This is a genomic window from Pseudomonas sp. TE3899 (assembly GCF_056279105.1).
Map to the genome: position 1 here is coordinate 5,016,690 of NZ_JBWBQR010000001.1, position 25,482 is coordinate 5,042,171.

General features: G+C 62.5%; 21 protein-coding genes. 10 read left to right on the forward strand and 11 right to left on the reverse strand.

The features are described 5' to 3' along the window. Window positions 1–17: 17 nt before the first annotated feature. Window positions 18–641 carry a CDP-alcohol phosphatidyltransferase family protein gene (locus ACZ89E_RS22760; protein ID WP_149659357.1) on the reverse strand — a complete coding sequence of 208 codons (624 nt, stop codon included), beginning with the start codon at window positions 639–641 and terminating at the stop codon, window positions 18–20. A 147-nt stretch (window positions 642–788) separates the two neighbouring features. On the opposite strand from ACZ89E_RS22760, the gene ACZ89E_RS22765 reads away from it, so the two are divergent. The 3 genes from ACZ89E_RS22765 to ACZ89E_RS22775 all read left to right on the forward strand — a co-directional run bounded on the left by ACZ89E_RS22765 (window position 789) and on the right by ACZ89E_RS22775 (window position 4,664). Further along, on the forward strand, window positions 789–1,688 hold the full coding sequence (locus ACZ89E_RS22765; RefSeq protein ID WP_476256495.1) for a LysR family transcriptional regulator: 900 nt from the start codon (window positions 789–791) through the stop codon (window positions 1,686–1,688). 269 nt (window positions 1,689–1,957) lie between these two features. Further along, a complete protein-coding gene (locus ACZ89E_RS22770) occupies window positions 1,958–2,584 on the forward strand; it encodes a glutathione S-transferase family protein (RefSeq protein WP_463258949.1) in 627 nt (208 codons plus the stop codon). Window positions 2,585–2,633: 49 nt separating this feature from the next. Then, window positions 2,634–4,664 (forward strand): 2Fe-2S iron-sulfur cluster-binding protein, encoded by a 2,031-nt coding sequence (locus ACZ89E_RS22775; RefSeq protein ID WP_476256496.1) that lies wholly within the window; start codon window positions 2,634–2,636, stop codon window positions 4,662–4,664. A gap of 118 nt (window positions 4,665–4,782) precedes the next feature. Here ACZ89E_RS22775 and ACZ89E_RS22780 read toward each other — a convergent pair whose 3' ends face one another. Genes ACZ89E_RS22780 through ACZ89E_RS22815 form a run of 8 tightly spaced genes read right to left on the reverse strand, consistent with a single transcriptional unit; the run spans window position 4,783 to window position 13,768 of the window. Then, window positions 4,783–5,913 (reverse strand): glycosyltransferase family 4 protein, encoded by a 1,131-nt coding sequence (locus tag ACZ89E_RS22780; protein ID WP_149659361.1) that lies wholly within the window; start codon window positions 5,911–5,913, stop codon window positions 4,783–4,785. Then, a complete protein-coding gene (locus ACZ89E_RS22785) occupies window positions 5,914–7,044 on the reverse strand; it encodes a glycosyltransferase family 4 protein (protein WP_476256497.1) in 1,131 nt (376 codons plus the stop codon). Then, window positions 7,028–8,395, reverse strand: a complete 1,368-nt coding sequence (locus ACZ89E_RS22790) for a glycosyltransferase family 4 protein (protein WP_476256498.1) — start codon at window positions 8,393–8,395, stop codon at window positions 7,028–7,030. The genes ACZ89E_RS22785 and ACZ89E_RS22790 overlap by 17 nt, the downstream gene beginning before the upstream one ends. Further along, on the reverse strand, window positions 8,392–9,642 hold the full coding sequence (locus ACZ89E_RS22795) for an ABC transporter ATP-binding protein (RefSeq protein WP_149659364.1): 1,251 nt from the start codon (window positions 9,640–9,642) through the stop codon (window positions 8,392–8,394). Before ACZ89E_RS22795 ends, ACZ89E_RS22790 begins: the two co-directional genes overlap by 4 nt. Next, a complete protein-coding gene (locus ACZ89E_RS22800) occupies window positions 9,642–10,439 on the reverse strand; it encodes an ABC transporter permease (RefSeq protein ID WP_476256499.1) in 798 nt (265 codons plus the stop codon). The genes ACZ89E_RS22795 and ACZ89E_RS22800 overlap by 1 nt, the downstream gene beginning before the upstream one ends. Further along, on the reverse strand, window positions 10,440–11,882 hold the full coding sequence (locus ACZ89E_RS22805; protein ID WP_476256500.1) for a mannose-1-phosphate guanylyltransferase/mannose-6-phosphate isomerase: 1,443 nt from the start codon (window positions 11,880–11,882) through the stop codon (window positions 10,440–10,442). 3 nt (window positions 11,883–11,885) lie between these two features. Next, window positions 11,886–12,857: a GDP-mannose 4,6-dehydratase gene (gmd, locus tag ACZ89E_RS22810; RefSeq protein ID WP_149659367.1), complete on the reverse strand. Its 972-nt coding sequence runs from the start codon at window positions 12,855–12,857 to the stop codon at window positions 11,886–11,888. Next, the gene (locus ACZ89E_RS22815) at window positions 12,854–13,768 is read right to left on the reverse strand and encodes a GDP-mannose 4,6-dehydratase (protein WP_476256501.1); all 915 of its coding nucleotides are present in this window, start codon (window positions 13,766–13,768) and stop codon (window positions 12,854–12,856) included. Before ACZ89E_RS22815 ends, gmd begins: the two co-directional genes overlap by 4 nt. Before the next feature lie 439 nt (window positions 13,769–14,207). Here ACZ89E_RS22815 and ACZ89E_RS22820 point away from each other — a divergent pair, with 439 nt between their 5' ends. The 6 genes from ACZ89E_RS22820 to ACZ89E_RS22845 all read left to right on the forward strand — a co-directional run bounded on the left by ACZ89E_RS22820 (window position 14,208) and on the right by ACZ89E_RS22845 (window position 22,611). Then, window positions 14,208–15,773 carry a glycosyltransferase gene (locus ACZ89E_RS22820; protein WP_463258942.1) on the forward strand — a complete coding sequence of 522 codons (1,566 nt, stop codon included), beginning with the start codon at window positions 14,208–14,210 and terminating at the stop codon, window positions 15,771–15,773. Next, complete coding sequence (locus ACZ89E_RS22825) at window positions 15,767–17,071, forward strand: glycosyltransferase (RefSeq protein ID WP_476256502.1); 1,305 nt, start codon at window positions 15,767–15,769, stop codon at window positions 17,069–17,071. Before ACZ89E_RS22820 ends, ACZ89E_RS22825 begins: the two co-directional genes overlap by 7 nt. Continuing rightward, window positions 17,068–18,225, forward strand: a complete 1,158-nt coding sequence (locus ACZ89E_RS22830) for an acyltransferase family protein (protein WP_149659371.1) — start codon at window positions 17,068–17,070, stop codon at window positions 18,223–18,225. The genes ACZ89E_RS22825 and ACZ89E_RS22830 overlap by 4 nt, the downstream gene beginning before the upstream one ends. Continuing rightward, window positions 18,219–19,040, forward strand: coding sequence for a class I SAM-dependent methyltransferase (locus ACZ89E_RS22835; RefSeq protein WP_476256503.1), 822 nt, complete (start codon window positions 18,219–18,221; stop codon window positions 19,038–19,040). Before ACZ89E_RS22830 ends, ACZ89E_RS22835 begins: the two co-directional genes overlap by 7 nt. A 246-nt stretch (window positions 19,041–19,286) precedes the next feature. Continuing rightward, window positions 19,287–20,483, forward strand: coding sequence for a DUF3142 domain-containing protein (locus tag ACZ89E_RS22840; RefSeq protein ID WP_476256504.1), 1,197 nt, complete (start codon window positions 19,287–19,289; stop codon window positions 20,481–20,483). Continuing rightward, window positions 20,470–22,611: a hypothetical protein gene (locus ACZ89E_RS22845; RefSeq protein ID WP_476256505.1), complete on the forward strand. Its 2,142-nt coding sequence runs from the start codon at window positions 20,470–20,472 to the stop codon at window positions 22,609–22,611. Before ACZ89E_RS22840 ends, ACZ89E_RS22845 begins: the two co-directional genes overlap by 14 nt. Window positions 22,612–22,614: 3 nt before the next feature. Here ACZ89E_RS22845 and ACZ89E_RS22850 read toward each other — a convergent pair whose 3' ends face one another. Beyond that, window positions 22,615–23,244, reverse strand: coding sequence for a LysE family translocator (locus ACZ89E_RS22850; RefSeq protein ID WP_463258937.1), 630 nt, complete (start codon window positions 23,242–23,244; stop codon window positions 22,615–22,617). Window positions 23,245–23,389: 145 nt separating this feature from the next. On the opposite strand from ACZ89E_RS22850, the gene ACZ89E_RS22855 reads away from it, so the two are divergent. Beyond that, window positions 23,390–23,866 (forward strand): Lrp/AsnC family transcriptional regulator, encoded by a 477-nt coding sequence (locus tag ACZ89E_RS22855; RefSeq protein WP_149659376.1) that lies wholly within the window; start codon window positions 23,390–23,392, stop codon window positions 23,864–23,866. A 114-nt stretch (window positions 23,867–23,980) separates the two neighbouring features. On the opposite strand, the gene lpdA is transcribed toward ACZ89E_RS22855, so the two are convergent. After that, the gene (gene lpdA, locus ACZ89E_RS22860; protein WP_476256506.1) at window positions 23,981–25,381 is read right to left on the reverse strand and encodes a dihydrolipoyl dehydrogenase; all 1,401 of its coding nucleotides are present in this window, start codon (window positions 25,379–25,381) and stop codon (window positions 23,981–23,983) included. Window positions 25,382–25,482: the final 101 nt, after the last annotated feature.

A 25,482-nucleotide genomic window follows, 5' to 3' on the forward strand; every position in this document is an offset into this window, starting at 1 on the left:
CCTTATGCTCAGAGGGCTTACGCCGAGGGGACGTTTTCCTGCACTTCTTTGAGGCCCTGACGGACCCGGTTGACCAAGGTGTATGCCAGCAGGACGGCGACCACCCCAAACACCACGTTAATCCACAACGGGTTGATCCAGCCAATGGCGATGCCGGTGGCCACGACACCGAGGACAAACGCGCGATCGCTTTTGCCCATCGGCCCGTCATAGCGCCGCGAAGCGCCGACCATCGGGCCAAGCACGCCACTGTACTCGCTGAACAATGCCAGCAGCGTGACCAACAACACAACCAGCAGATTCACGCCGGGAATCAGCGCAAACGGCAGGATCAGCGCGCAGTCGGCGACGATATCGCACAGTTCATTGAGATAGGCACCCAGGCGCGACTGCTGGCCGAACTCACGGGCGAGCATACCGTCGATGGCATTCAGCGCCATGCGCAGGATCATCCACACCGGAATCAGCACAAACACCCACGGGTGCTGGGCGAAACAGGCAATCGCCACGCCCACCACCACCGAAATGACGGCGGCCAGCACGGTGATCTGGTTGGCGGTGGTGCCGTTATCGAACAAGCGTTGCACCAGCGGGCGCAACAGATTCTGGAAGGCAGGTTTGAGCTGGTAAATGGAAGGCATCGTGAGACGGTCTCAATAATTGAAAGCGCGAACGTTCAGGGTTATACGTCACACTAATCAGAATGCCAGCAAAACCCGTCTTCCCGCGAATCCTGGGCCAATCGAGATCACTTGGCCTGGGGTATTTCAGTGCTCAGGAGTTCATCGATGGACCGCTTCCAGGAAATGCAGGTCTTCGCCGCCGTCGCCCAGGACCAGGGCTTTTCGGCGGCGGCACGGCGTTTGGGCATGTCGGCGGCCAGCGTCACCCGGGCGGTGGCGGCGCTGGAGCAACGCATCGGCACACTGCTGCTGACGCGCACCACCCGCAGCGTGCATTTGAGCGAGGCGGGCCAGCGGTATCTGGAAGACTGTCGCCGAATCCTCGCCGAAGTGCAGGAAGCCGAGGATTCGGCGGCGGGCAGCCACGCGCAACCCCGTGGGCAACTGACGGTGACGGCGCCGGTGTTGTTCGGCGAGTTGTTTGTCACGCCGGTGATGGTGAGTTATCTCAACCGGTTTCCTGACGTCACGATCAACGGGTTGCTGCTCGATCGCATCGTCAACATGGTCGAGGAGGGCATCGATGTGGCCGTGCGCATTGGCGAGCTGCCGGACAGCAGCCAGCACGCGATTCGGGTGGGTGAAGTGCGGCGGGTGATTTGCGGCTCGCCGGCCTATCTGGAAACCCATGGCCGGCCGCGTCATCCCCAGGATTTGAACGGCGTGCCGGTGGTCGCGACGTCGGCCATCGGGCAACTCAGGACCTGGCCTTTTCTCGATGACGGGCAGCCGCTGGGCGTGCGTGCGGAATCGCGGCTGGTGGTGTCGTCCAACCAGGCGGCGATCAACGCCGCGAGCCTGGGCCTGGGCCTGACCAGAGTCTTGTCCTATCAAGTGGCAAGCAAAGTCGCGAACGGTGAACTGGAAATCGTCCTGGCGGACTTCGAACTGCCGCCGTTGCCCATTCATGTCGTGTATCAGGGCGGGCGCAAGGCCCCGGCGCGGATTCGCAGTTTTGTGGATTTTGCAGTGAAGGCCCTGCGTGAACACCCGGCCCTGAGGTAAGACGCAGTGGGATTGTGTGGCGAGGGAGCTTGCTCCCGCTGGGTCGCGCAGCGGCCCCAACGCTTGGCGACTGCTTCGCAGCCGAACGGGAGCAAGCTCCCTCGCCACACAAGCTTTGCTCCTACAGGGGAAAGCGCGCTGGTTTATTGCGCCGGCTGAAACAATTGATTGCGTTTGCTGGTGATTCTGTTGTTTTGGCGATGGGTAGATGATGCGTGCCATCGGTGCTGATCATCCCTGAACGGCGCCATCACCCAGCGGAGCCGCTCATGCACGCCATCAAACTCTACAACTTCCCCCGCTCCGGCCATGCTCACCGTGCCGAGTTGATGCTGTCGCTGCTGCAACTGCCGACCGAGCTGATCCTCGTCGATCTGGCCAAAGGCGAGCATAAACAGCCGAAGTTCCTGGCGATCAACCCGTTTGGCCAAGTACCGGTGCTGGATGATCAAGGCGTGATACTGGCCGACTCCAACGCCATTCTGGTTTACCTGGCGCAGAAGTATGGCAATGGCCGCTGGCTGCCGACGGACCCGGTGGGTGCTGCAAAGGTCCAGCGCTGGTTATCGGTAGCGGCCGGGCAGATTGCCTTCGGCCCGGCCAGGGCTCGGCTGATCACCGTGTTTGGCGCGTCTTACAACGCTGAAGAAGTGATTGCCCGTTCCCACGACCTGCTCAAAGTGATGGATCAGGAATTGGCCCATTCCGAGTACCTGGTGGGCAACGAACCGACCATCGCCGACGTCGCGGCCTACAGCTACATCGCCCATGCCCCGGAAGGCAACGTGTCCCTGGCGGATTACGCCAACGTGCGTGCCTGGCTGGCGCGGATCGAAGCCTTGCCCGGGTTTGTCGGCATGCCGCGCACCGCCGTCGGCCTGCAACAAAGCGCCTGACCTACTTGAGTGGTACACGCTGTGCCTTGGGCGCAGGGGAGAGGCTGTGATGGAACATTCACCGTGGCACGCCGGCGAGAAACAATTGCAGGAGCACGTGGGCGTCGCCGAGCGCATGGAAACCCTGGGTCGCCGGGTGATTCGCAACGAAATGCCGGACCAGCATCGCCAGTTCTATCAGCAACTGCCGTTCATGTTGTTCGGCGCGGTGGATGCCGACGGTCGTCCTTGGGCGAGCATCCTCGAAGGGTTGCCGGGTTTCGCGCATTCTCCTGCCCCTGGCGAGTTGCAGTTCGAGCGTTTGCCGGCAGCCGATGACCCGGCGCAATTGCAGGACGGGGCCGCCATTGGCCTGCTCGGCATCGAACTGCACACCCGGCGGCGTAATCGGCTCAATGGTCGGGTTGGCGGGATGACTGCGAGCGGTTTCGGTGTCTCGGTGGATCAGTCTTTCGGCAATTGCCCGCAATACATCCAATTGCGGCAGTTTCGTACGGTGCCGCTGGCGGATCCGTCGACCCGCATCGCCCAGCACCTCGACGCGCTGGATGACGCGGCCAGAACCATGATCACCCAGGCCGATACCTTGTTTGTCGCCAGTTACGTGGACGTCGAGGGCCGGCGCTCGGTGGACGTGTCCCATCGTGGCGGCCAACCGGGTTTTGTCCGTGTCGAAGGCAATCGCCTGACCATCCCGGACTTTGCCGGCAACTTGTTTTTCAACACCTTGGGTAATTTGCTGATCAATCCACGGGCTGGTTTGCTGTTCATCGATTTCAATTCGGGCGAGGTGCTGCAGCTCAGCGGTCGTACCGAAGTCATCCTCGACGGCCCGCAGATTGAGGCCTTCCAGGGCGCCGAGCGGTTGTGGACGCTGGACGTCGAACGCGTTGTGCGGCGCCCGGCGGCGTTGGCCCTGCGCTGGCGTTTCGACGGAATGTCGCCCAACAGTTTGATGACCGGCACCTGGGACCAGGCCGCCGCTCGCCTGCAAGCCCAAGCCCTGGGTGACGCCTGGCGGCCGCTGCGGGTGACGCGCATCGAAGCGGAAAGCCAGAACATCCGCTCGATCTATCTGGAGCCTGCCGATGGCGCCGGATTGCCGGTGTTCCAGGCCGGGCAGCATTTGCCGCTGCGCTTCAAGATCGGCGACGAGGTGCATATCCGCACCTACAGCCTGTCGAGTGCGCCGTCCGACGACTTTTTCCGTATCAGTGTGAAGCGCGACGGTCTGGTGTCTTCGCACCTGCATGAACAGATCCGTGTCGGCGATGTGCTTGAAGCCCGGGCGCCTCAGGGGCATTTCACCGTGGCGCCCCACGAGCGTCGGCCGCTGGTGTTGTTGGCCGCCGGGGTTGGCATCACGCCGTTGCTGTCGATGCTGCGCGAGGTGGTTTATCAGGGCTGGCGCACGCGGCGGATTCGGCCGACCTGGTTTTTCCAGAGTTCGCGGACCCTGGCCGATCAACCGTTCCGTGCAGAGCTGGACCGTTTGCTGGAAGGCGCTGGCGATACTGTGCGCGTGCTGCGCCTGCTCAGCCAACCGGAAGCCGAGGCGCGGGAGGGCGAGGACTTCGACCTGACCGGGCGCATCGACACGGCGTTGCTGCACGGCATGCTTGAGGTCGAAGATTTCGATGAAGTGGATTTTGTCCTGTGCGGGCCGGGGGCATTCACTCAAGGGGTATACGACGGCCTGCGGGCACTGGATATTCGCGATTCGAGAATTCACGCCGAGACGTTCGGCCCTTCGACATTGCGTCGCCAGCCCGACCCGGATGCCATCGTCATCGAACAACCGCCGGCGGCCACCACCTCGGTGCCGGTGGTGTTCCAGCGTTCGGCCAAAGAGGCCCGCTGGCAACCGGACGGCGGCAGTTTGCTGGAGTTGGCGGAGAGCCGTGGCTTGCGTCCGGAATTCAGTTGTCGCGGCGGCTCGTGCGGCACCTGCAAGACCCGGTTGATCAGCGGCCAGGTGAATTATCCACAGCCTCCCGCCGAGGTGCCGGATGAGGGGCAGGTGCTGATTTGTTGTGCGATTCCGGCCCAGAGTTCGCAGCCACTGGTGTTGGACTTATAACTCCGCTGATCCCTGTAAGAGCAGAGCTTGCTCGCGAAAGCGGTGTATCAGTCGACAACACGGGTGAATCTGGCGCCGCCATCGCGAGCAAGCTTGGCTCCTACAGGTTGTGACGGGGTCAGGCGTAGGACAGGGATTTCTCTTCCAGCAGCTCCTGATACAGCGCCGTCCACTTACGCCCCATGTCTTCGGCGGTAAACAACTGCCGATACCGCGCCTCCGCCTTCATCCCCATCTGCGCCGCGCGCACCGGGTTGTCCCACAAGGTTCGCATCGCCTCGCGGAACGCCAGTGGATTGCTCGGAGGCACCACCAGCCCGGTTTCGTTGTGGATGTTGATGTAGCTGGTGCCGGTGCCAATCTCGCTGGAGATCATCGGTTTGCCGTACATCGCGCCTTCCAGCAGCGAAATGCCGAACGCCTCGGAGCGCAGGTGCGACGGGAACACGATGGCGTAGCTCAGTTGCAGCAGCGCCACTTTGTCTTCATCGCCCAGGCGCCCGAGGAAATGGATATTGCGCAGCCCCAAGGCCTTGGCCTGGGCATGCAGTTCCAATTCCTTCGGGCCGGCACCGACGATCACCACCGGGTAATCCAGGTCTTTCATAGCGTCGAGCAGGATGTGCAAACCTTTGTAGTAGCGCATCACCCCCACGAACAGGAAAAACTTATCCCCAAGTTTTTGCCGCCAACCGGCCATGCGTTCGGCGTCAGGTTGTGGATAACCGGCCTTGTTCAAGCCATAGGGAATGACGCGGGTCTTGTCCTGGAACTGCTGCAACACATCACTGGTGTGCAGGTAGTTGGGCGAGGCCGCCACGATGCGGTCGGCGCTGGCGAGAAAGCGGTTCATCAAGGGCCGGTAGAGTTTGAGCAATGTCTTCTGGCGGATGATGTCGGAGTGGTAAGTCACGACGCTGGGTTTGCGCATCCCGCTGACAAAGTGCACCACATCCATGAACGGCCAGGGGAAGTGATAGTTGACCACGTCGGCCTCGGCCGCCAGCTCGCGAAACTGTTTGAAGACGCTCAGGGAGAAACCTGTGGACGCGAACTGAAGATCGAGTTTGGCTCGATGGACCTCATGTTGTCCGACTTGTACCACGGGCGGTGTCGGGTCGCTGCTCAGTGACAGCACTTGTCCCTCTATACCTTGCTGGGCACAGCTTTCGCACAGTTGGAAGATCACTTGTTCGATCCCGCCGACGGTGTCGGGCAGGGACGTTTTGTAAAAATGAAGAACTCGCATTTAACCTCCCAAAGCCTGGCGGTAGGCGCGGGCTGTGATCTTCGCGCAACGCTCCCAGGAAAAAAGCTTCGCTTGTTGCAGTCCCGCTTCTCGGCATACCTGCCAATGCGTTTTATCGTCGATCAGTCGGCTCATGGCATCGCGCAAGCCTTGTGGGTCGTCGGGTTCAATATAGTTGCCCGCAGCGCCGGCAACCTCCGGCATGGCCGAATGCCGCACCACAATCACCGGCGTGCCGCTGGCCATGGCCTCCAGCACGGGGAGGCCGAAGCCTTCGTAGATCGACGGGAAAATCAGCGCCCGCGCCCCGGCCAGCAGTTGCGCCACGTGCTCGTCGGGCAGATAACCGAGCAAACACACGTGACCGGCGGCCAATGCCTGTCGCAGCTCGTCGTTGAAGTGCTCGCGCTGCCAACCGGCCATGCCGACGATCAACAGCGGGTATTGCTGGCGCTGCGCTTGCGGCAGCAGGGCATGGGCGCGCAGGGCCAGGGTCAGGTTTTTACGCGGTTCCAGGGTGCCGACGCACAGGAAGTATTCTCGCGCCTCGACGCCATGCGCCTTGAGCACCGTGTCGATGTCGGCGGCGTCGCGCGGATGAAAACGCGCCGCGACGCCCAGCGGCGCGACGATAAAACGCTCGGCCGGCAGGGCGAAATAATCCTGGGCTTCGTCGGCAATGAACTGCGAGTCAGTCAGGATCAGCCGCGCCTGTTGCACCCCTTCAGCCAGTCGCCGCTCGATTTCGCGCAGGCGTGCCGGCGGCTGCGTCTCGGGGTAATGCAGGTGCGTCAGGTCATGCAGGGTCATGATCGTCGGGCCGTCGAACGACAGCGGCCACAGACTGGGTTCGTGAAAGAGGTCAATCGACGGCGGCCGGCCTTGATCGAAGCGTTTCTGCGCCAGCCAGCGTCGCGCCTGGTAAGCCCCGGGAATTTGCCGCAGCAACGGCGTCAGGCGCGAGTAGCCGGGCATGGTCGCGTCGGGCAGCGTCGAACTCCAGCCCCAGCCGTGGAACAGCGCCAGCTCGACGTCGGGTTCGGCGGCGAGGGCGCCCACCAGTTCGGCGACATAATGGCCGATGCCGGTGCGCGGGGCCTGGAGGATCCGGGCGTTAAGGGCAATTTGCATGTTGCCTCTCTGGCTCGGCCGGTATTGCTTCAAGATTGCGCAGGGTCCGTTCGACCAGTTGCGCACTGGCTTCACGCCAGCCAATCCAGCGCCAGTCGGCGACGGCGCGGGCGGCCGGGAATTGGCTGCTGCTTTCGAAACGGACGACCAGATCGGCCAGGCTTTGCGGCGCGGCCAGGTCGAAGTAGGCCATGAACTCGCCACCGATTTCACGGAACACCGGAATGTCGCTGCCCATGGCCGGCAAACCGCGCTGCATGGCTTCCACCAGGGGCAGGCCGAAGCCTTCGACCCAGGACGCAAAGACCAGCGAACGGGCGTGGGAATAGGCGTATTCGAGGCTGGTGTCGCTCAGGTCGTTGAACATGAACAACCGTTTGTTCAACTGCGGATGGTTGCGTACCCGGGCGAGCAGGGCGTCGCACTTCCAGCCGATGCGCCCGGCAATGCAAAACCGGGCTTTGGAGCCCGCCGCCCAGGCGAGTTCAAAGGCGTCCAGCAGGTAGTCGTGGTTCTTGCGCGGTTCGATGGTGCTGACCATCAGGAACACCGGCTCCGGGGTGTCGAACATGCGCATCAGGCGCGGCTCGACGGCGGCATTGGCTTCGCGCAGGTCGAGTTCGGAGCCGAGGTGGAAATAGTCGAACCACAGAGCGTCGACTTTCGCTGGGCCGACCCGGCGCTGCAATTCCGCGCGCACTTGATCACGCACCGTGGCGGAGATCGCCACATAGCCGTCGGCGGTCTTGCTGATCCAGTCGAACCACTCGCTGAAAACCTCCACCAGCCGTGTGTCGTAGAACTGCGGGTGCGTCAGCGGGATCAAGTCGTAGATCACCGACACGATGCCCACGCCGTCGCGTTTGAGCTGTTCGGCAAACGGAAAGAAATCGGTGTGCCAGGAGGAATCGAGCAACACCAGTTGGTCACCGGGCTGATGCTGTAACGGCGCGCAACGCTTGGGCAGTTGATATTGGTTGACCCGGTCGACCAGCCGCAACGGCACGCTGAAACAGGCCAGCGCCGTCAGACGATAAGCCACGTACAGCAGGCGTCGGGCGAATCGTGAGGTGCAACGCTGATCGAGGCGCTGGTGCAGTTGCCAGAAACGATGGGCCAGGCGTTCCAGGCGTCCGGCAAACATCATCAGCCCATCGAAAAACGGGATGTTCAAGGCGCCCAGTTTCAGCACCCGATAGAGCTTGCCCTTGAGCATCACCACAGGAATGCACTCGACACCGTCCACGCTGGGCGGCAGTTGATTGACGACGTTGCGCACCACCCGCTGAATGCCCGAGTTGACCTTGGGGTGCTGGAAGACGTGGGTGCATTCAACCAATAGACGGGTCATGGCAAACGTTCCGTGACAGTCGAGCCGGTGCGGGCAATGGTGGTTTTCGCCGCCAGCCACGAGCAGCCGACGAAGTCTTCATGCCGGTTGTTGATCACGTGGAACACCAGCCCGTAATCGCGCCATTCGTAGTTGCGGTCCAGGTGCGAGTCCAGCCGCGACAGGCTCAGGGACACCGAATAGTTGCCCTTGCCCAGGCCCATGACGAAGGCAAAGCGGTAGGTGAAGCGTTCGCCGGCGTGCAGGTCGGTCAGCGCCTTGTCCTGGCGATGGGTGTTGATGCCATACATCATCTGGCCCAGGCGATCCTTGAGGATGAAGCCCAGGACCAGGCGCTCGATGTCCTGGCGGACTTCAACCTGCACTTCCAGCACCACGGCTTGCCCGACTTCGGCGGCGTCGATGGAGCGATCGTTTTCGTCCAGCAGGCGCACGCTGAGGATCCCGGCTTCGCCGGTGCCGGACACGGTCTGCACTTCGCCGCCGGCGAGCATTTCCTGGCGCACGACCTGGCCTTCGCGTTCGGCCATCAGGGCGTTGTAATAGTCCAGGACCGCTTCGGGTTTACCGTACATGGCCATGCGGCCGTCCTTGAGCAGGATCGCCGAATCGCAGATCGACTGGATCGCCGAGCGGTCGTGGGACACGATCAGCAACGTGGTGCCGGCCTTGCGGAAGCTGCGGATGCGCTCGAAGCTCTTGTGCTGGAAATAGGCATCGCCCACGGACAGCGCTTCGTCGACGATCAGGATGTCCGGGCGCCGCGCGGTGGCGACACTGAAGGCCAGGCGCATTTGCATGCCGCTGGAATAGGTGCGGACCGGGTGGTCGATGGCCTCGCCGATTTCGGCGAAATGCTCGATCTCGGGCATCAGCGCTTCAATCTCGGCGACCTGCATGCCCAGCAATTGCCCGGCCATGAACGCGTTCTGGCGGCCGGTAAAGTCCGGGTGAAAACCCATGCCCAGTTCCAGCAGCGCCGCCACGCGACCTTCGGTTTCGATCTTGCCGCAGGTGGGTTGGGTGGTGCCGGTGATCATCTTCAGCAAGGTACTTTTGCCCGCACCGTTGGCCCCGACGATGCCCACCGCTTCACCGGGGGCAATCTCGAACTCGACGTCTTGCAGCACCCAATGCTGCTGGTGGCGCAGCCGGGAAAACGGGATCAGCCACTCGGCCAGTCGGCTCCAGCGGTTCGGGTATTGCTTGTAGGCCTTGCCCAGGCCCGTGACGCGAATATGCCCCATCAGAGTTCATCCACCATTTCGCCGACCCGCTGGCGAAACAGCCGCAGCCCGATCAGACAGAACACCACGCCGGTGACGAAAATCGGCAGCAGCGAACTCCAGACCGGCCATTGCCCGTACAGGAACATGTTCTGGTAGCTGGCGATCAGGTTGGTCAGGGGGTTGAGTTGCAGCAGGCGTTGGACCCAGTCCGGCAGGATGCTCATCGGGTACACGATGGGCGTCAGCCAGAACCAGAATTGCAGGCAGATACCGAACAGTTGCCCGACATCGCGGAAGAACACATTCAACACGCCAAGCACCATCCCCAGCCCGGCGCAGAACATCATTTGCAACGCCATCAACGGTAACAGCGCCAGCATCGCCATGCCCGGCCAGCGCCCGGTGATAAGCAGGAAACCGAGGAACAGGCCCATGATGATCGCGAAGTTGATGCCGGCATTGATCAACACAATCACCGGCAGGCAGATCCGAGGGAAGCTGATTTTCTTCAGCAGGTTGGCGTTTTCCAGAAACATGTTCTGGCTGCGCAGGGTGATTTCGGTAAACAGTCCCCAAGCCAGCAGGCCGGCACACAGATAAACGCTGTAGGCCATGCCGTCATCCACCCCCGGCAGGCGCGCGCGCATGATGTGGGAAAACACCACGGTGTAGACGATGATCATCGACAGCGGGTTGAGCACGGGCCACAGGGCACCGAACAGCGAATTGCGATAACGCGCTTGAAACTCTCGCTGGACGCTGCCGAGGATGAAACCTCGATAACCCCACAGCGAGCGGTACAGGGAAAGCAGCATTTAAACCGTCCTGCCGTATTGGTCTTCGAAGCGGACGATGTCGTCCTCTCCCAGGTATTCGCCGCTTTGCACTTCAATGATCACCAGGTCGATCACCCCCGGGTTCTCCAGGCGATGCTTGTGGCCGGCGGCAATGAAAGTGGATTCGTTCTTGGCCACCAAGTGGGTGCCGGTGCCGTTGTTGGTGACCTTGGCCATGCCTTCGACCACCACCCAGTGTTCGTTGCGGTGATGGTGCATTTGCAGCGACAACTTGCCGCCGGGCTTGACCACGATGCGCTTGATCTTGAAGCGCGTACCTTCTTCGAGCACGGTGTAGGTGCCCCACGGCCGGCTGACCGTGCGGTGCAGGCGATAGGCTTCGTGCTTTTTGTCCTTGAGCTGCTTGGCCACCCGGCGCACATCCTGGGCGCGGTCGGCATGGGCCACCAGCACGGCGTCGGCGGTGTCGACGATGATCAGGTTATCCACACCCACGGCGGCCACCAGCCGGCCTTCGCTCTGGACGAAGTTGTTGTGGCTGTCGACAAACACCGCGTCGCCGCTGGCGCGATTGTTCTGCGCATCCGGCGGTATCAGCGCGGCCAGTGCACTCCAGGAACCGATGTCGCTCCAGTCGAAACCGGCGGGCACCACGACGACGTTGTCCGAGCGTTCCATCAAGGCGTAGTCGATGGAGATGTCGGTGATCTCGGCAAACAGCGTCGGCGACAATTCCTGTTGCAAGCAACCGCCGGTTTCCACCGGGGCGCTGACGGCCATGCAGGCGCGGGTCTGTTCGAGCAATTCGGGGGCGTGGACCTGCAACTCGGCCAGCAACGTGGCCACCGAGAAGCAGAACATCCCCGAGTTCCACAGGAAGTTGCCGCTTTCCAGGTAATGCGTCGCGGTTTGCAGGTCAGGTTTTTCGACGAAACGCTGGACCTTGGCCGCGCCTTTGTCGTCCAGCGGGGCGCCGGTTTCGATGTAGCCGAAGCCGGTTTCCGGCGCCGTCGGCACCACGCCGAAGGTCACCAGGTGACCGCTCTTGGCCAGCGTCACCGCATGCTCGACCGCACTCTGCAACGCGTTGACATTGATGATCAGGTGGTCGGCCGGCATCACCACCATGATCGCCTCGTCCCCGTGCAGTGCTTGCAGCGACAGCGCCGCCGCCGCGATGGCCGGGGCGGTGTTGCGGCCCGTCGGCTCCAGCAGGAAGTGCCCGCGATGACGCGCCAGTTGCGCGTCCTGATAGTGATCCTTGCTCTGGAAGTAGTACTCGCGGTTGGTCACCGTGACGATGTCGCCCCAACCATCGAGCAGGCCCGCCGCGCGCCGATACGTCTTGCCCAGCAGCGACTGGCCGTCGGGCAGGGTCATGAACGGCTTCGGATGGCCTTCGCGGGACACCGGCCACAAACGGGTCCCGGCACCGCCGGAGAGGATCACAGGAATCAGCATGGCCTACTCCTTGGCGACGCGTTTCATGTCCGCGTCCATCATCGCGCGGATCAAGGTATCCAGATCGGTTTTTGGCTTCCAGCCCAGTACACGCTGGGCTTTGGCCGGGTTGCCGAGCAGCACGTCGACTTCGGCCGGGCGGAAAAACGCCGGGTCAATCTTCACGTAGTCGCGGTAGTTCAGGCCAATGTGCTCGAAGGCGATGCGGCACATTTCACGCACGGTGGTGGTCACGCCGGTGGCGACCACGTAGTCGTCGGCCTTGTCCTGTTGCAGCATCAGCCACATGGCTTCGACGTAGTCGCCGGCAAAGCCCCAGTCGCGCTTGGTGTCGATGTTGCCCAGGCGCAATTCGTGCTGTTTGCCTTGCTTGATGCGCGCGGCGGCGTCGGTGACCTTGCGGGTCACGAACTCGATGCCACGCAGCGGCGATTCGTGGTTGAACAGGATCCCGCTGCTGGCGTGCAGGTTGAAGCTTTCGCGGTAGTTCACGGTGATCCAGTGGCCGTAGAGCTTGGCCACGCCGTAAGGGCTGCGCGGGTAGAACGGGGTGTTTTCGTCCTGCTGCTCGGCCTGGATCAGGCCGAACATTTCGCTGGTGGAGGCTTGATAGAAGCGCGTGTGCGGACTGAATTGGCGGATCGCTTCGAGCAGGTGAGTCACGCCCAAACCGTCGACGATGCCGGTGGTCACCGGTTGGTCCCAGGACGCAGCGACAAAACTTTGCGCCGCCAGGTTGTAGACCTCGTCCGGCGCCGACTTGATCACCGCGCGCTGCACCGAGCAGGCATCGGCCATGTCGCCGTCCAGGTAAACGATGTCGCCCTCGACCCCCATCTCGCGCAGGCGCCAGCGCGAATCGCTGCTGCGCCGGGCGACCAGACCGTGGACCTTGTAGCCCTTGTCGAGCAACAGTTTGGCGAGGTACGCGCCGTCCTGGCCGGTGATCCCTGTGATCAGTGCACTTTTTGTCATTCTTCTTTCACTCGCTTCTCCCAGTCGGACAGGATCGCCCGCAGGGATTGTTGTGTTGTGATTTCAGGCGTCCATCCGGTGGCCTGGGCCAGCCTGGCATGGCTGCCGCAAACGCGACGCTGATCTGCGCGACGCATGCGCGCAGGGTCCTGAATCAATTGCAGGTCGACCTGGGCCAGATCCCCCAGCTGTTCGATCAGGCTGCGGATGCTTTGCTCGCGCCCCGAGCAAATGTTGTAGACCTGGCCCGGCGTGCCTTTTTCCAGCAGGGCGAGATAGGCCGAGATCACATCGCCGACGTCGAGGAAGTCGCGGGTGACATCAATGTCGCCGACTTCCAGTTGTGGCGCTTGCAGGCCTTGTTTGATCCGGTTGATTTGCCGCGCGGCGCTGGCGATGACGAAGCTGTCCTTCTGCCCGGTGCCGATGTGGTTGAACGGACGCGCCACCAAAACCGGCCAGCCTTCGCTCAAACCCCATTGCAGGCTGAGAAATTCGGCCGACAGTTTGCTCACCGCGTAGGGGTTGCGCGGGCAGGGGGGCTGGAGTTCGGTGATCGGTAACTGGGCTTCGCTGACCTGGCCGTAGACGTCGCCGGAGCTGACGTACAGGAAGGTGCCGCTGAAACCGCGCGCCTTGAGGGCTTGCAGCAGGTTCAGGGTGCCGAGCACATTGATGTTCAGGGTGCGCGCCGGATCCCGGAAGGCTTCGGGAACGAAGGTCTGGCCGGCCAGATGAATGACCGCGTCGGGCATCTCGGGCCACAGGCCTTCGAGGGTTTGCGGGTTGCCCAGGTCATAGCGTGACGGGGTAGGCAGCAGTTCCCATTCCGAGGCGACAGCACTCAGACGCGATTGGATGTGTTGTCCTACGAATCCACTCAGACCCGTCACGAACAGACGCTTTTTCAAACAGCGATCCCCTGGTCATACACTTCGTCCATTCCCCACAGGCTTTACGGAGATGTCTGACGGACCGGGTAAATTCCTTGGTCGAAAGACAGGCGAAATGCTTTGTTGTAGTTATTTGGTTGCCAATCTGTGCCAATTGCTCGGCAATTTCAACAGGTCCAACCGTGACTGGTCAGTTCTCGTTAGCGTAGCTCGATTTATTCTCGCCGGGCGGTTCACGAATCCTCAACGGATGTGTTTAGAATGCCCCTCGTCACGATTATTCAGCGTTCGTGCGGTGGGGTATGAAAGTCGTTCCCGCCCTCGTGAAGCTGACCATTAAAACAAGAACGTAGACGGGCAAGAAGACGAAGGACGACGACCGGTAAGTACCGACTCGATCCTGGCTTGGCCGTCATAGAGTGGGGCCGTCGGGTTGGCGGTTTCATCGTGGGATGCCATGAATTTCATTCTTTACTCGGACGTCAACGACAGCTCCATCAGCCAGAGTCTCGGGCGTCCCGAATACAGCTATTACTTCGTGCTCAAGGCTTATCGCCCTGTGCTCGAAAGCCTTGGGCGGGTGCATGTGGTGTCCTCCGTCGCCGAGGTCGATCCCCTCTATCGACAATTGCTCGCCGCTGGCGAAGACAGCCTGTTCCTGTCCTTCACGCCGCCGCAGAAAACCCCCAATGACCTGGAATGCCCGACGATTTGCGTGGTGGCCTGGGAGTTCGATTCGATACCCGACGAGCAATGGGACAACGACCCACGCCAGGACTGGACGCACATGCTGGCGCGCCAGGGGCGGGTGATCACGCTCTCCAGTCACACGGCCCGGGCCATTCGCCGGGCCATGGGCGAAGACTTCCCGGTGCTGGTCTTGCCGACGCCGTTGTGGGAAAACTTCGCCGACATTCGTAGCCGTCATACCAGCGCCCCGGTCAATCCGGGTTCGACCCTGGACATCAAGGGCTGCCTCTTCGACACGCGTACCCTCGGGCTCAATGCCGATGCATTGATTCCAGCGCCACCCACGGCTGAAGAGTTGGCGGCGCTGGAGGCCCTGCGGCCACCGCCGCTGACGCTCAAGCGCCGCTTCGTCATTGCCCGTCACTTCTTGCGTCTGTGGGCACTGGACCTGGGCAAAGGGCAACCGGTGCCGGTGCATCGCACGCATTTTCTCAAGCAGTGGTATTGGGAAGGGATCCGCGATCTGTTATCGGACGCGGCCCATGACCGGCTGGCCAACGCCCTGCCAAACATCGCCGGCCCGTTGCCGATTGTGTTGCCCGAACCCGTACCACGGACCTGGCCAGACACCACCGCCCTGGTCGAAACCCAAGTCGATGGCGTGGTCTACGCCACGGTGTTCAACCCCAAGGACGGTCGCAAGAATTGGCACCAATTGATCACCGCGTTCTGCTGGGCCTTGCGCGATAAGGACGACGCCACCCTGGTGCTGAAGATTACCCAGAGCGACCTGTCGTCCTACTACGACGAGCTGATGACGCTGCTCGCGCAGTTGTCGCCGTTCAGCTGTCGGGTGGTGGTGATGCACGGTTATCTGGACGATCCGCAGTACGCCCGGCTCTACGAAGCCGCGAGTTTCTACGTCAATGCTTCACGCTGCGAAGGCCTGTGCCTGCCGCTGATGGAGTTCATGGCCTGCGGCAAACCGGTGATCGCCCCGGACCACACCGCGATGGAAGACTACATCGATGAGGACGTGGCGTTTGTGGTCAAGTCCAGCGAAGAACTGACGATCTGGCCCCAGGACACACGCATCATCTACCGCACCCTGCGTTATCGACCGGACTGGGGTTCACTGAAAACCGCCTACGAAAACAGCTACCGGATGGCCAAGGAACAACCCCAGGACTACCAGCAAATGTCCCGGGCCGCCATCGAGCGCATGCACGCTTACTGCGCGTTCACCCCGGTGCAGCAGCGCCTGGCGGACTTCTTCGGCCTGGCCACCCAGGCTCCGGCGCCTGCGACCGTGACGGATAACGCCTCATGCTGATCATCATTCATTCGGAAACCAACCAGCACACCATCGCCCTCAACCTCGGCCGTTCCGAGTACAGCTATTACTTCGTGCTCAAGGAATACCGGCCGGTGCTGGAACGCTTGGGTCGGGTGGTGGAAGTCAGCGATCCCCAGACCGAAGTCGATGCCCTGTACCTCGACTGCCTGTCCCGGGGCGAACCGTGCGTGTTCCTGTCGTTCTCGCCGCCCCATCGCACGCCGGTCAACCTGTCCTGCCCGACCCTGCCGGTGTTCGCGTGGGAATTCAGCACCATTCCCAACGAACCGTTCGACGGCGAGCCGCGCAATGATTGGCGCAGCGTATTGCGGGCGTGCGGTGCGGCGATCACCCATTCCAGCTACACGGTCAACGCCGTGCGCGAGGCCATGGGCGCGGATTATCCGATCGTCGCCGTGCCCGCCCCGGTGTGGGACCGGTTTGCCGCCCGTGGCGCGCAGTTGCAGCGTCAACCGCTGGCCAATCAGGTGACGTTGAAGATCAAGGGCTTGGTGGCGGACAGTCGCCAACTCGATCTGCAAGCCTTTGGCCCGGCACATTTGCGCACGGGGGAGGGCATCGATTTCGACGCGCCGGCCAGTGAACATGAGTTGCTCCTCGATGGCGTGATCTACACCTCGGTGTTCAACCCCAGCGACGGGCGCAAGAACTGGGAAGACATGCTCAGTGCCTTTTGCGTGACGTTCCGCGAAGCGCCGGACGCGACCCTGGTGCTGAAACTGACCCACCACGATGCCGAAGAAGCCCTGGCCGACATACTTCACCATTTGTACAAGAACCAGTCTTACCGCTGCCGGATCGTGCTGATCTACGGTTATCTGGCGGATGTGGATTACGAGCGCCTGGTCGAGGCCACGAGTTACGTGGTCAACACCGCGTACGGCGAAGGGCAGTGCTTGCCGCTGATGGAATTCATGTCCTGCGGCAAACCGGCGGTGGCGCCACGCACCACGGCGATGCTCGATTACCTGGATGCCGACAACGCGTTCATCATCGACACCACCGACGAACTGACCGCCTGGCCCCATGACCCGCGCCGGGCGTTCCGCACGTTGCGCTACATCACCCATTGGGCATCGTTGTGCACGGCGTATCGCAGCAGTTATGACGTGGCCCGGGATGATCCCGAGCGCTATGGCCGGATGTCCGCCCACGCGGTGGCCAGCCTCAAAACCTTCTGCAGCCAGGCCACCGCCGAGCAACGCCTGAAGGTGTTCTTTGCCGACCTGTTCGAAACCCGCGCTGTCTCTGCCGAGGAAACCCCCGAGATATGAACGGCAGCAAACGAATCATGGACATCGAGCTGCTGCGCGGCATTGCGGTGCTGGGCGTGTTGTTTCATCACCTGACGGGCAGCCTGTTCACCGACCCGGTGCCGCTGCTGGAAAAAATCCATGGCTGGGGACAACCCTGGTGGGGCGTCGATCTGTTTTTCGCCATCTCCGGTTTCGTCATCGCCCGCAGCCTGATCCCCGCCTTGCAGGGTTGCAGCACACGCCAGGAATACTGGCAGCAGACGCGCAACTTCTGGCTGCGCCGGGCCTTTCGCTTGTTGCCGTCGGCGTGGCTGTGGCTGGCACTGATGCTACTGGCCTGTGTGTTGATCAACCGCTCCGGCGCGTTCGGCACGTTACACGCCAACCTCCAGGCGACCCTGGCCGGGGTCGCGCAGTTTGCCAACTTCCGTTTCGCCGACAGCTTCTATCGCTACGAATACGGCACCAGTTTCGTCTACTGGAGTTTGTCGCTGGAGGAGCAGTTCTACCTGCTGTTCCCGCTGCTGATCCTGATCTGTCGCAAGCACCTGGTCTGGGCCTTGCTGGCGTTGGTCGCGGTGCAGTTGTTTACCCTGCGCACACCGCTGCTGATGGTGGTGCGCACCGACGCACTGGCCCTGGGCATCCTCTTGGCGATGTGGAGCGCCCGGCCAGGTTATGTGCGCTGGGAACCGACCTTCCTGCGCCGGCCTTGGGCGGGTGTGTCATTCCTGGTGCTGGTAGCGCTGGCGTTGAGCGTGATTGCCACCGATCGCTTCACCTTCACCAGCTACCGCATCGGTGCGATTGCCGTGCTCAGCGCGGTGCTGGTCTGGGTCGCGTCCTACAACCGTGACTACCTGATGCCGCGCGGTCTGCTGAAAAATCTGATGGTGTGGATCGGCAGCCGCTCCTACGGGATTTACCTGATCCACATTCCTGCCTATGCACTGGTGCGAGAAGTGATCTTCCGATTGCAGGGCGCCGGTCTGCCGAGCCCGGCGGGGCATCCGATCCTGACCATCCTTATCGCCGGCGGGCTGATCGCCCTGTTGAGCGAACTCAATTACCGCTTCGTCGAAATGCCCATGCGCAATCGTGGCGCCGCGTTGGTGCAACGCCTGGGCACGTCCCGAAACGCCGTCCCATCTCCTGGAGCTACCTCATGCTGAGCATTTTGAAGAGACTCACGGCGGGCACACCCGCGCCCACGCAGCCCGTGGCGCCGGTGCCGGACAAGGTCGACCCGTACATGCTCGGCTTGCACGATGCGATGCTCAGCGGCTGGTTCAATCAGCAAACCGGTGAGCTGTTCACCGGTTTCCCGGTGACCGCCGAGGACACGTTGCTCGACGTGGGCTGCGGTGATGGCGGTAACGTGCATTTCTGCGGCATGCGTGGGGCGAAGATCATCATTGCCGACATCGACGCGGCCAAGGTCGAGGCGACTCGCCAGCGCCTGGGCGACACCCCGGCCCGGGACGTCGAATGCCATGTCACCGACTGCAATCCGCTGCCGATTGCCGATGGCACCGCCACCCGCGTGGTGTCCACAGAAGTCATTGAGCACGTCGACGACCCGGCGCAGTTCCTTGCCGAGTTGGTGCGGGTCGGCAAACCGGGGGCGCTGTACCTGCTCAGCGTGCCGCACCCCAGCTCCGAAGACCTGCAAAAAGACATCGCCGCGCCGGAGTACTTCCAGAAGCCCAACCACATTCGCATCATCAGCGAAGAACAGTTCAAGGCCATGGTCAGCGATGCCGGCCTGGAAGTCCTGAGCCACAGCCAGTACGGGTTCTACTGGTCGATGTGGATGCTGTTGTTCTGGGAAGCCAAGGTCGATTTCAGCAGCCCCGATCACCCCTTGCTCAATCATTGGGCCGATACCTGGCAGGCGATCCTCGATTCGCCCCGGGGCGCGCAGATCAAACAGGCGCTGGATGCGGTGGTGGCGAAAAGTCAGGTGATCATCGCGCGTAAGCCCTAAGCACATCCCTGTGGGAGCGGGCTTTTGTGGAGAGGGGCTTGCTGAGAGCAGGGGGCTTTGGTGGCGAGGGAGCTTGCTCCCGCTCGACTGCGCAGCAGTCGTAATATCAGACAACCCGGTTTGTCTGGAAGGGTGCAGGGGGCCGCTTCGCAGCCCAGCGGGAGCAAGCTCCCTCGCCACAGGTTATCTGTCAGGCATTAGACTGCATTACCCTGTCGGCCTGTGTTTGTAGGGATCAGGGATGTGATGTCGTTCTTTATTCGCCTGTTGGGTCTGTTTGCCGCTTTCACCTTGCTCAACGGCTGCGACCAGCCCCACGCCCCGCCACTCGATCAACAACTCTATGTCTGGCAACGGCAATGGACCCCGGCCCACGAAGCCGCGTTGCGGGACAGCCATGCCGATTTCTCGACCTTGCGCGTGCTGGCGTTGCAGGCCTTTCCCCAGGACGGCTGGAAGCGGGCGCGGATTGATTCGGCGTTGCTCAAACAGGATGCGCGGCCGCTGATTGCGGTGATTCGCCTGGACGGCCAGCTCAAGGCGCTGGATCAGGACGAGATCATTGCCCAAGTCCGGCAAGTGCTCGACGACTGGCAAACCCAGGGCTTGACCGTGACTGGCGTGGAAATCGATCACGATGCCGGCAACGCTCGATTGCCGGTTTATCGGTCATTCCTCACGCAACTAAAAGCGGCACTGCCGGCGTCTCTGCCGCTGAGCATCACCGCGTTACCGGCCTGGCTCGACAGCCCTGATTTGCCCGACTTGTTGGCGACCGTCGATAGCAGCGTCTTGCAGGTGCATGCGGTCAGTGATCCGCGCCGGGGCTTGTTCGACGTGGATCAGGCCCGGCAATGGGCCAAGGCCTGGGGTCGCGTGACGCAGAAACCCTTCTATCTGGCCCTGCCGGCCTATGGCGTGGCGTTGTTGCCGGGGGCCGACGGCGCACCGGTGGTGGAAAGCGAAGTGCCCATCGAACGCGGTGGTGAGCGCCGGGAACTGTTGGCCGATCCACTGCAACTAAGCACGCTGGCCCTGGACCTGCGCAACGATCCGCCGCCGCACCTTGCCGGGCTGATCTGGTTTCGCCTGCCGTTGGCCGGTGATCGCCGGGCCTGGAGCCTGACCACCCTCGGCGCCGTCGCTCGCGGTGATGCCCTCGACAGTCGCCTGAACCTGCAACTTTCCGAACAAGGCGGCCTCTATGACATCGCCGTCAGCAACCAGGGCAATCTCGACAACGCCTGGCCCGAACGCCTGACGCTGGCGGTGCACGGCTGTGACGGCGCCGATGCCCTGGCCGGTTATGCGTTGCAACAAAGCCCGGATCTGCTTACCTTCACCCGCCTGCGCGACGGTCGAATTGCCGCCGGCGGCCAACGCGCCATCGGTTGGGCTCGCTGCACCCACATTGATCAAGGAGGTTCGAATGTTCACCCGTAACTGGCCCCGCCATCTGCTCTGCCTGAGCCTCGGTTTACCGCTGGGTTCGGCGCTGGCCTGCGGGCCGGATTTCCCGATGCGCCTGCTGGAAGACCGCGCCGGGTCACTGGCGCAGTTGCCGGAAGGTAACTTCAAATTCGAGATCAGTCGCCTCGGGCATGCCATCGCCGGGCTGAAGAATGTCACGGCGGCCACCAACAGCCCGGACAACGGCTATGGCGAGACGCCGTCCTACACCGAGCAACGGGACCAGGCCGAGCAGGCCGGTTTGAGCGCGGAACAACAAGCGCTGGTCAAGCAAACGCGCACGCTGACCGATGCGCATCAGGTGGAGGTTCAGGGCGCGAGCCTGCCGGTGGATCTGCGGCTGTACCTGGCGGGTGCCGTGGCGTTCAACGCCGGGGAGTATCAGCTCGCTGCCGAATATTTCCAGAAGGTGTTGGCCCTGCCGGTGGAGCAACGGCCGTTGCGCAGCACCTGGGCCGCGTATTCGCTGGGCCGGGCGTTGTATGAAATGAGCGCCGAAGCAGACGCCGAGCCAGATCTGTTAGCCCAGGCGCAAAAAGCCTTCGAGCAGACCCGTCAACTGAGCATCGATGGCTTCAGCGATCCGCTGGAACTGGGCGTCGCCAGCCTCGGCGAAGAAGCGCGCGTGGTGCGCACGGCGGGTGACTGGAACCGCGCGATCGAACTCTATGCCACGCAACACATCCACGGTTCGGCGGTGGGTTACGCCTCGCTCAAGCAGTTGATGGGCGAACTCACGGCGCTGCCTGACGATGAGTTGACCGCGTTGCTCAAAGGCAAGACCGTGCAGCAATTGGTCACTGCATCCTTGCTCAGTCGCGTCGGCTGGTCATTTGACGGGCAACCGCCGGGCGAGAAAAAACTCATCCAACTGCTGCAAGGCAGCACGCGCGGCAGCCTCGACAATGCGGATCGCCTGGCCGCCCTGAATTATCAACAGGGCGACTACGCCAGCGCCAAGGCCTTCGTCGAACACGCGGGCGACGGCGGCCTGGCCTGGTGGGTGCGGGCCAAACTGGCCCTGCGCGAGGGCGATAAAACCGCCGCCACCGCCGCCTATGCGAAAGCGGCCCAGGCGTTCCCGCAGAATGAAGCCTGGGGCGAGGCGCGTCTCCCGGAATGGGATTACAACGACGTCGTCGTCCAGCCCAAATGCCGGGTCGAGGGCGAAAGCGCGATCCTCGCCTTGCAGCGCGGGGATTACCTGCAAGCCTTCGATCAGCTCTATCGCAGCAATGGCGTCTATTGGCTCGACGCGGCCACCGTGGCCGAGCGGGTGCTGACCGTGGATGAGCTCAAGCATTACGTCGACACCAACGTGCCGGCCGTACCGCCGCAGACCCAGGAGCAACGGGACAACTATGCGCCGTTGCCGGTGGCCGCGAGCCTGCGCGATTTGCTCGGGCGGCGGTTGTTGCGCGAGGAGCGTTACGACGAAGCGCCGGGGTACTTCGACAACGTCGAATTGCAGAACAAGGCCAAGGCCTACGCAGAGCAACGTCAGGAGGCCGATGCGGCCTGGTGGCCCACCACTCGCGCCGCCGCGTTGTTCAACGCCGGTAGCATGGCTCGACAGTGGGGGATGGAGATCCTCGGCTATGAGATGTCACCGGATTACGCCAGTTTGTTCGGTGGCAACTTCAGCCTGGAGACTGCCGAGCTGAAAGTCGGGCCGCTGGTGTCCGAGGGTGAGGTCCAGCGCCAACAGGCCAGCGCGGCTCAGCCAGACGTGCGCTTTCACTACCGATTCGTCGCCACGGCCCTGGCCAGTCGCGCCGCCGACAACTTGCCGCACACCAGTCAGGCCTTTGCGGCTGTGCTGTGCACGGCGTATAGCTGGAACTCCAGTCTTGAGGAGCAGAGCGCGATCTATCAACGCTACGTCGACGAAGGCCCTTACGTGTACTGGGCCGGGGACTTCGGCCATCAGTGCCGCTCCCCGGACTTCCAGAATGCCAGCAAACGCTACGTGACCCAGGCCACGGATTCCGTGCGTTCAGCACTGCGGCCGTACAAGAAGCCAGTGCAGTTTGGCGGTGTGGTGGTCGTGGTGGCGGCGGCCTTGTTGCTGATCAACCGCCGTCGCCGCAAAGCGCAGTAAGGCTCACGCCTGTTGAACAAAGGTCAGCCTCACCGCGAACCCGATCAACAGGCTGCCGAACAGCCATTGCTGGACCCGTTGGGCCGATGGACTGCGTTGCAGCCAACGGCCCAGCGCCGCGCCGACCAAGGCGTAGGCGCTGTCGAACAGCAAGCCAACGCCGACCAGCAGCACGCCTAGCGTGGCGAACTGGGCGAGTACCGGGCCGGCCTGGGGGTTGATGAACTGCGGCAGCAATACCGAGCAGAACAGCAACGCCTTGGGGTTGAGCAGGTTGGTCAGTAATCCGCGCTGGATCGACTCGCGCCAGCGCGGTTTTTCCACCGTTGCGTCGGCGCCGTTCAGGTTCGGCAGCATCGTGCTGCGCAGGCATTGAATACCGATCCACAACAGGTACGCGGCCCCGGCCAGGCGCACCACGTCGAAGGTCCAGGGCGCAGCCTTGAACAACGCCGCCAGCCCCAGCGCCGCCAACGCCACATGACAAGCCCGGGCGATGCCCAAACCAATCGCCGTGGCCAGCGCTGCGCTTTTGCCTTGGCGGGCACCGGTTTGCAGCAGCAGGATCATGTCCGGGCCGGGCAGTAGATAGACCACCGCCAGCGCCATGAAAAACAGCCAGAGTCCCGCCATGTCGCACCCCATTCGTTGTCGATTTGGTAGGGCCAGTCTAGGGCGGGAGGGCGGGGCAGGTGCTTGCGTAGTTGGCTACTAAAGTCTCGTGGATTGGCATAACCTGCCACGCAATGACGCGCTGACTATCGGGATCTGCCAAACCATGAAACTGGACGCCTACGACCGCAAAATCCTCGCCGCCCTGCAACGGGACGGGCGCCTGAGCAATGTGCAATTGGCAGATGAGATCGGATTGTCGGCGTCACCGTGCTTGCGCCGGGTGCGGATGCTCGAAGAGGCGGGGGTGATTCGCGGCTATCAAGCCAACCTCGATCGCGACGAAGTGGGGCTGGGGCTGACGGTGTTTGTCGGGGTCAAGGTCGAACGGCACAACGATGAACAGGCTGACGCGTTCCGCGAGGCGGTGACGGCGCTGCCGGAGGTGATTTCGGCGTTCCTGGTGTCCGGGGAATCGGATTTCCTGCTGCAAGTGGTGGTGCCGGACCTGCGCGCCTATGACCGGTTTCTTACCGGGCGGTTGCTGAAGTTGCCGGGGGTGAGTGATATCCGCAGCAACTTTGCGATTCACACGGTGAAGACGCCAGGGGCGTTGCCTCTGGAGCATTTGCCGGTCACCTAGGATCGTTCCCACGCTCTGCGTGGGAATGCAGCCCGTGACGCTCCGCGTCACTGGACGCGGAGCGTCCCTTGAGGCATTCCCACACGGAGCGTGGGAACGATCATCTGCGAAAAATTACATCTGCGTCGCCATCCCCTCCACATTCATCGCCGCCTGGCGCAACGCCTCTGAGCGGGTCGGGTGTGGGTGGCAGGTCAGGGCAATGTCCTCGGCGGACGCGCTGAACTCCATGGCCACGCAATATTCACCGATCATTTCACTGACGCTCGGACCCACCAGGTGCACGCCGAGGATTTCGTCGGTGCGCTCATCGGCCAGCACTTTGGCGAAGCCTTCGGTCTCGTGATTGATCTTCGCCCGGCTGTTGGCGGTGAACGGGAACTTGCCCACCTTATAGGCACGACCTTCAGCCTTGAGCTGTTCCTCGGTCTTGCCGACGCTGGCCAGTTCCGGTTTGGTGTAGATCACGTTGGGGATCAGGTCGTAATTGACCTCGCCGGCCTTGCCGACAATCTGCTCGACGCAGGCCATGGCTTCGTCTTCGGCCTTGTGCGCGAGCATCGGCCCGGACGTGACGTCGCCGATCACCCAGATGCCAGCGGCTTCGGTGCGGTGCCCTTTGTTGGCGAGCATGCCGCGTTTGTCGGTGGCGAGGCCGACGTTCTCCAGCCCCAGGCCTTGGGTGTAAGGCCGACGCCCGATGGCCACCAGCACGTAATCCGCTTCGAGCAACTCGGCGGTGCCCCCGGCGGCGGGTTCGACGCTGAGCTGCACGCCGTTGGCCGAGGTGGTGGCGCTGGTGACTTTCGAACTCAACTTAAAGCTGATGCCTTGCTTGGTCAGCGAGCGCTGCAGGGTTTTGCCGGCCTCGCCGTCGACACCGGGGCAGATCCGGTCGAGAAACTCGACCACCGTCACCTGCGCGCCCAGGCGCCGCCAGACCGAACCCAGCTCCAGGCCGATCACCCCGGCACCGATCACCACCAGGTGCTTCGGTACTTCAGCCAGGGACAGCGCGCCGGTGGAGTCGAGGATGCGTTGGTTGTCGATGTCGACACCGGGCAGGGGAGTGGGCTCGGAGCCGGTGGCGATGATGATGTCCTTGGCGCTCAGCTCGGTCTTGTTGCCCTGGCTGTCGGTGACAGTGACCTTGCCCGGCCCGTCGATATGGCCCCAGCCTTTGATCCAGTCGACTTTGTTCTTGCGAAACAGAAACTCGATGCCCTTGGTCAGCCCGGCAACGCTTTCATCCTTCTGCTTCATCATTTGCGCGAGATTAAGGGTCGGTTTGACCTCGATCCCCAGGTTGGCAAACTCCGCGCCCATGGCCGCGTCATACAGTTCGGAGGCGTGCAACAGCGCTTTGGACGGCATGCAGCCGACGTTCAGGCAGGTGCCGCCGAGGGTGGCACGGCCTTCGACGCACGCGGCTTTCAAACCGAGTTGGCCGGCACGGATCGCCGCGTTATAACCACCCGGGCCTCCGCCCAGAATCACGATGTCATAGGTGCTCATGCTGTTACTCCTGGAGTGAAGGGACCGGATCGGTCGTAGCTGTTGCTAAAAATTACGAACGTAATATGTGCGCTCAACGGTATTTCGGTCAAGGCTTCAGC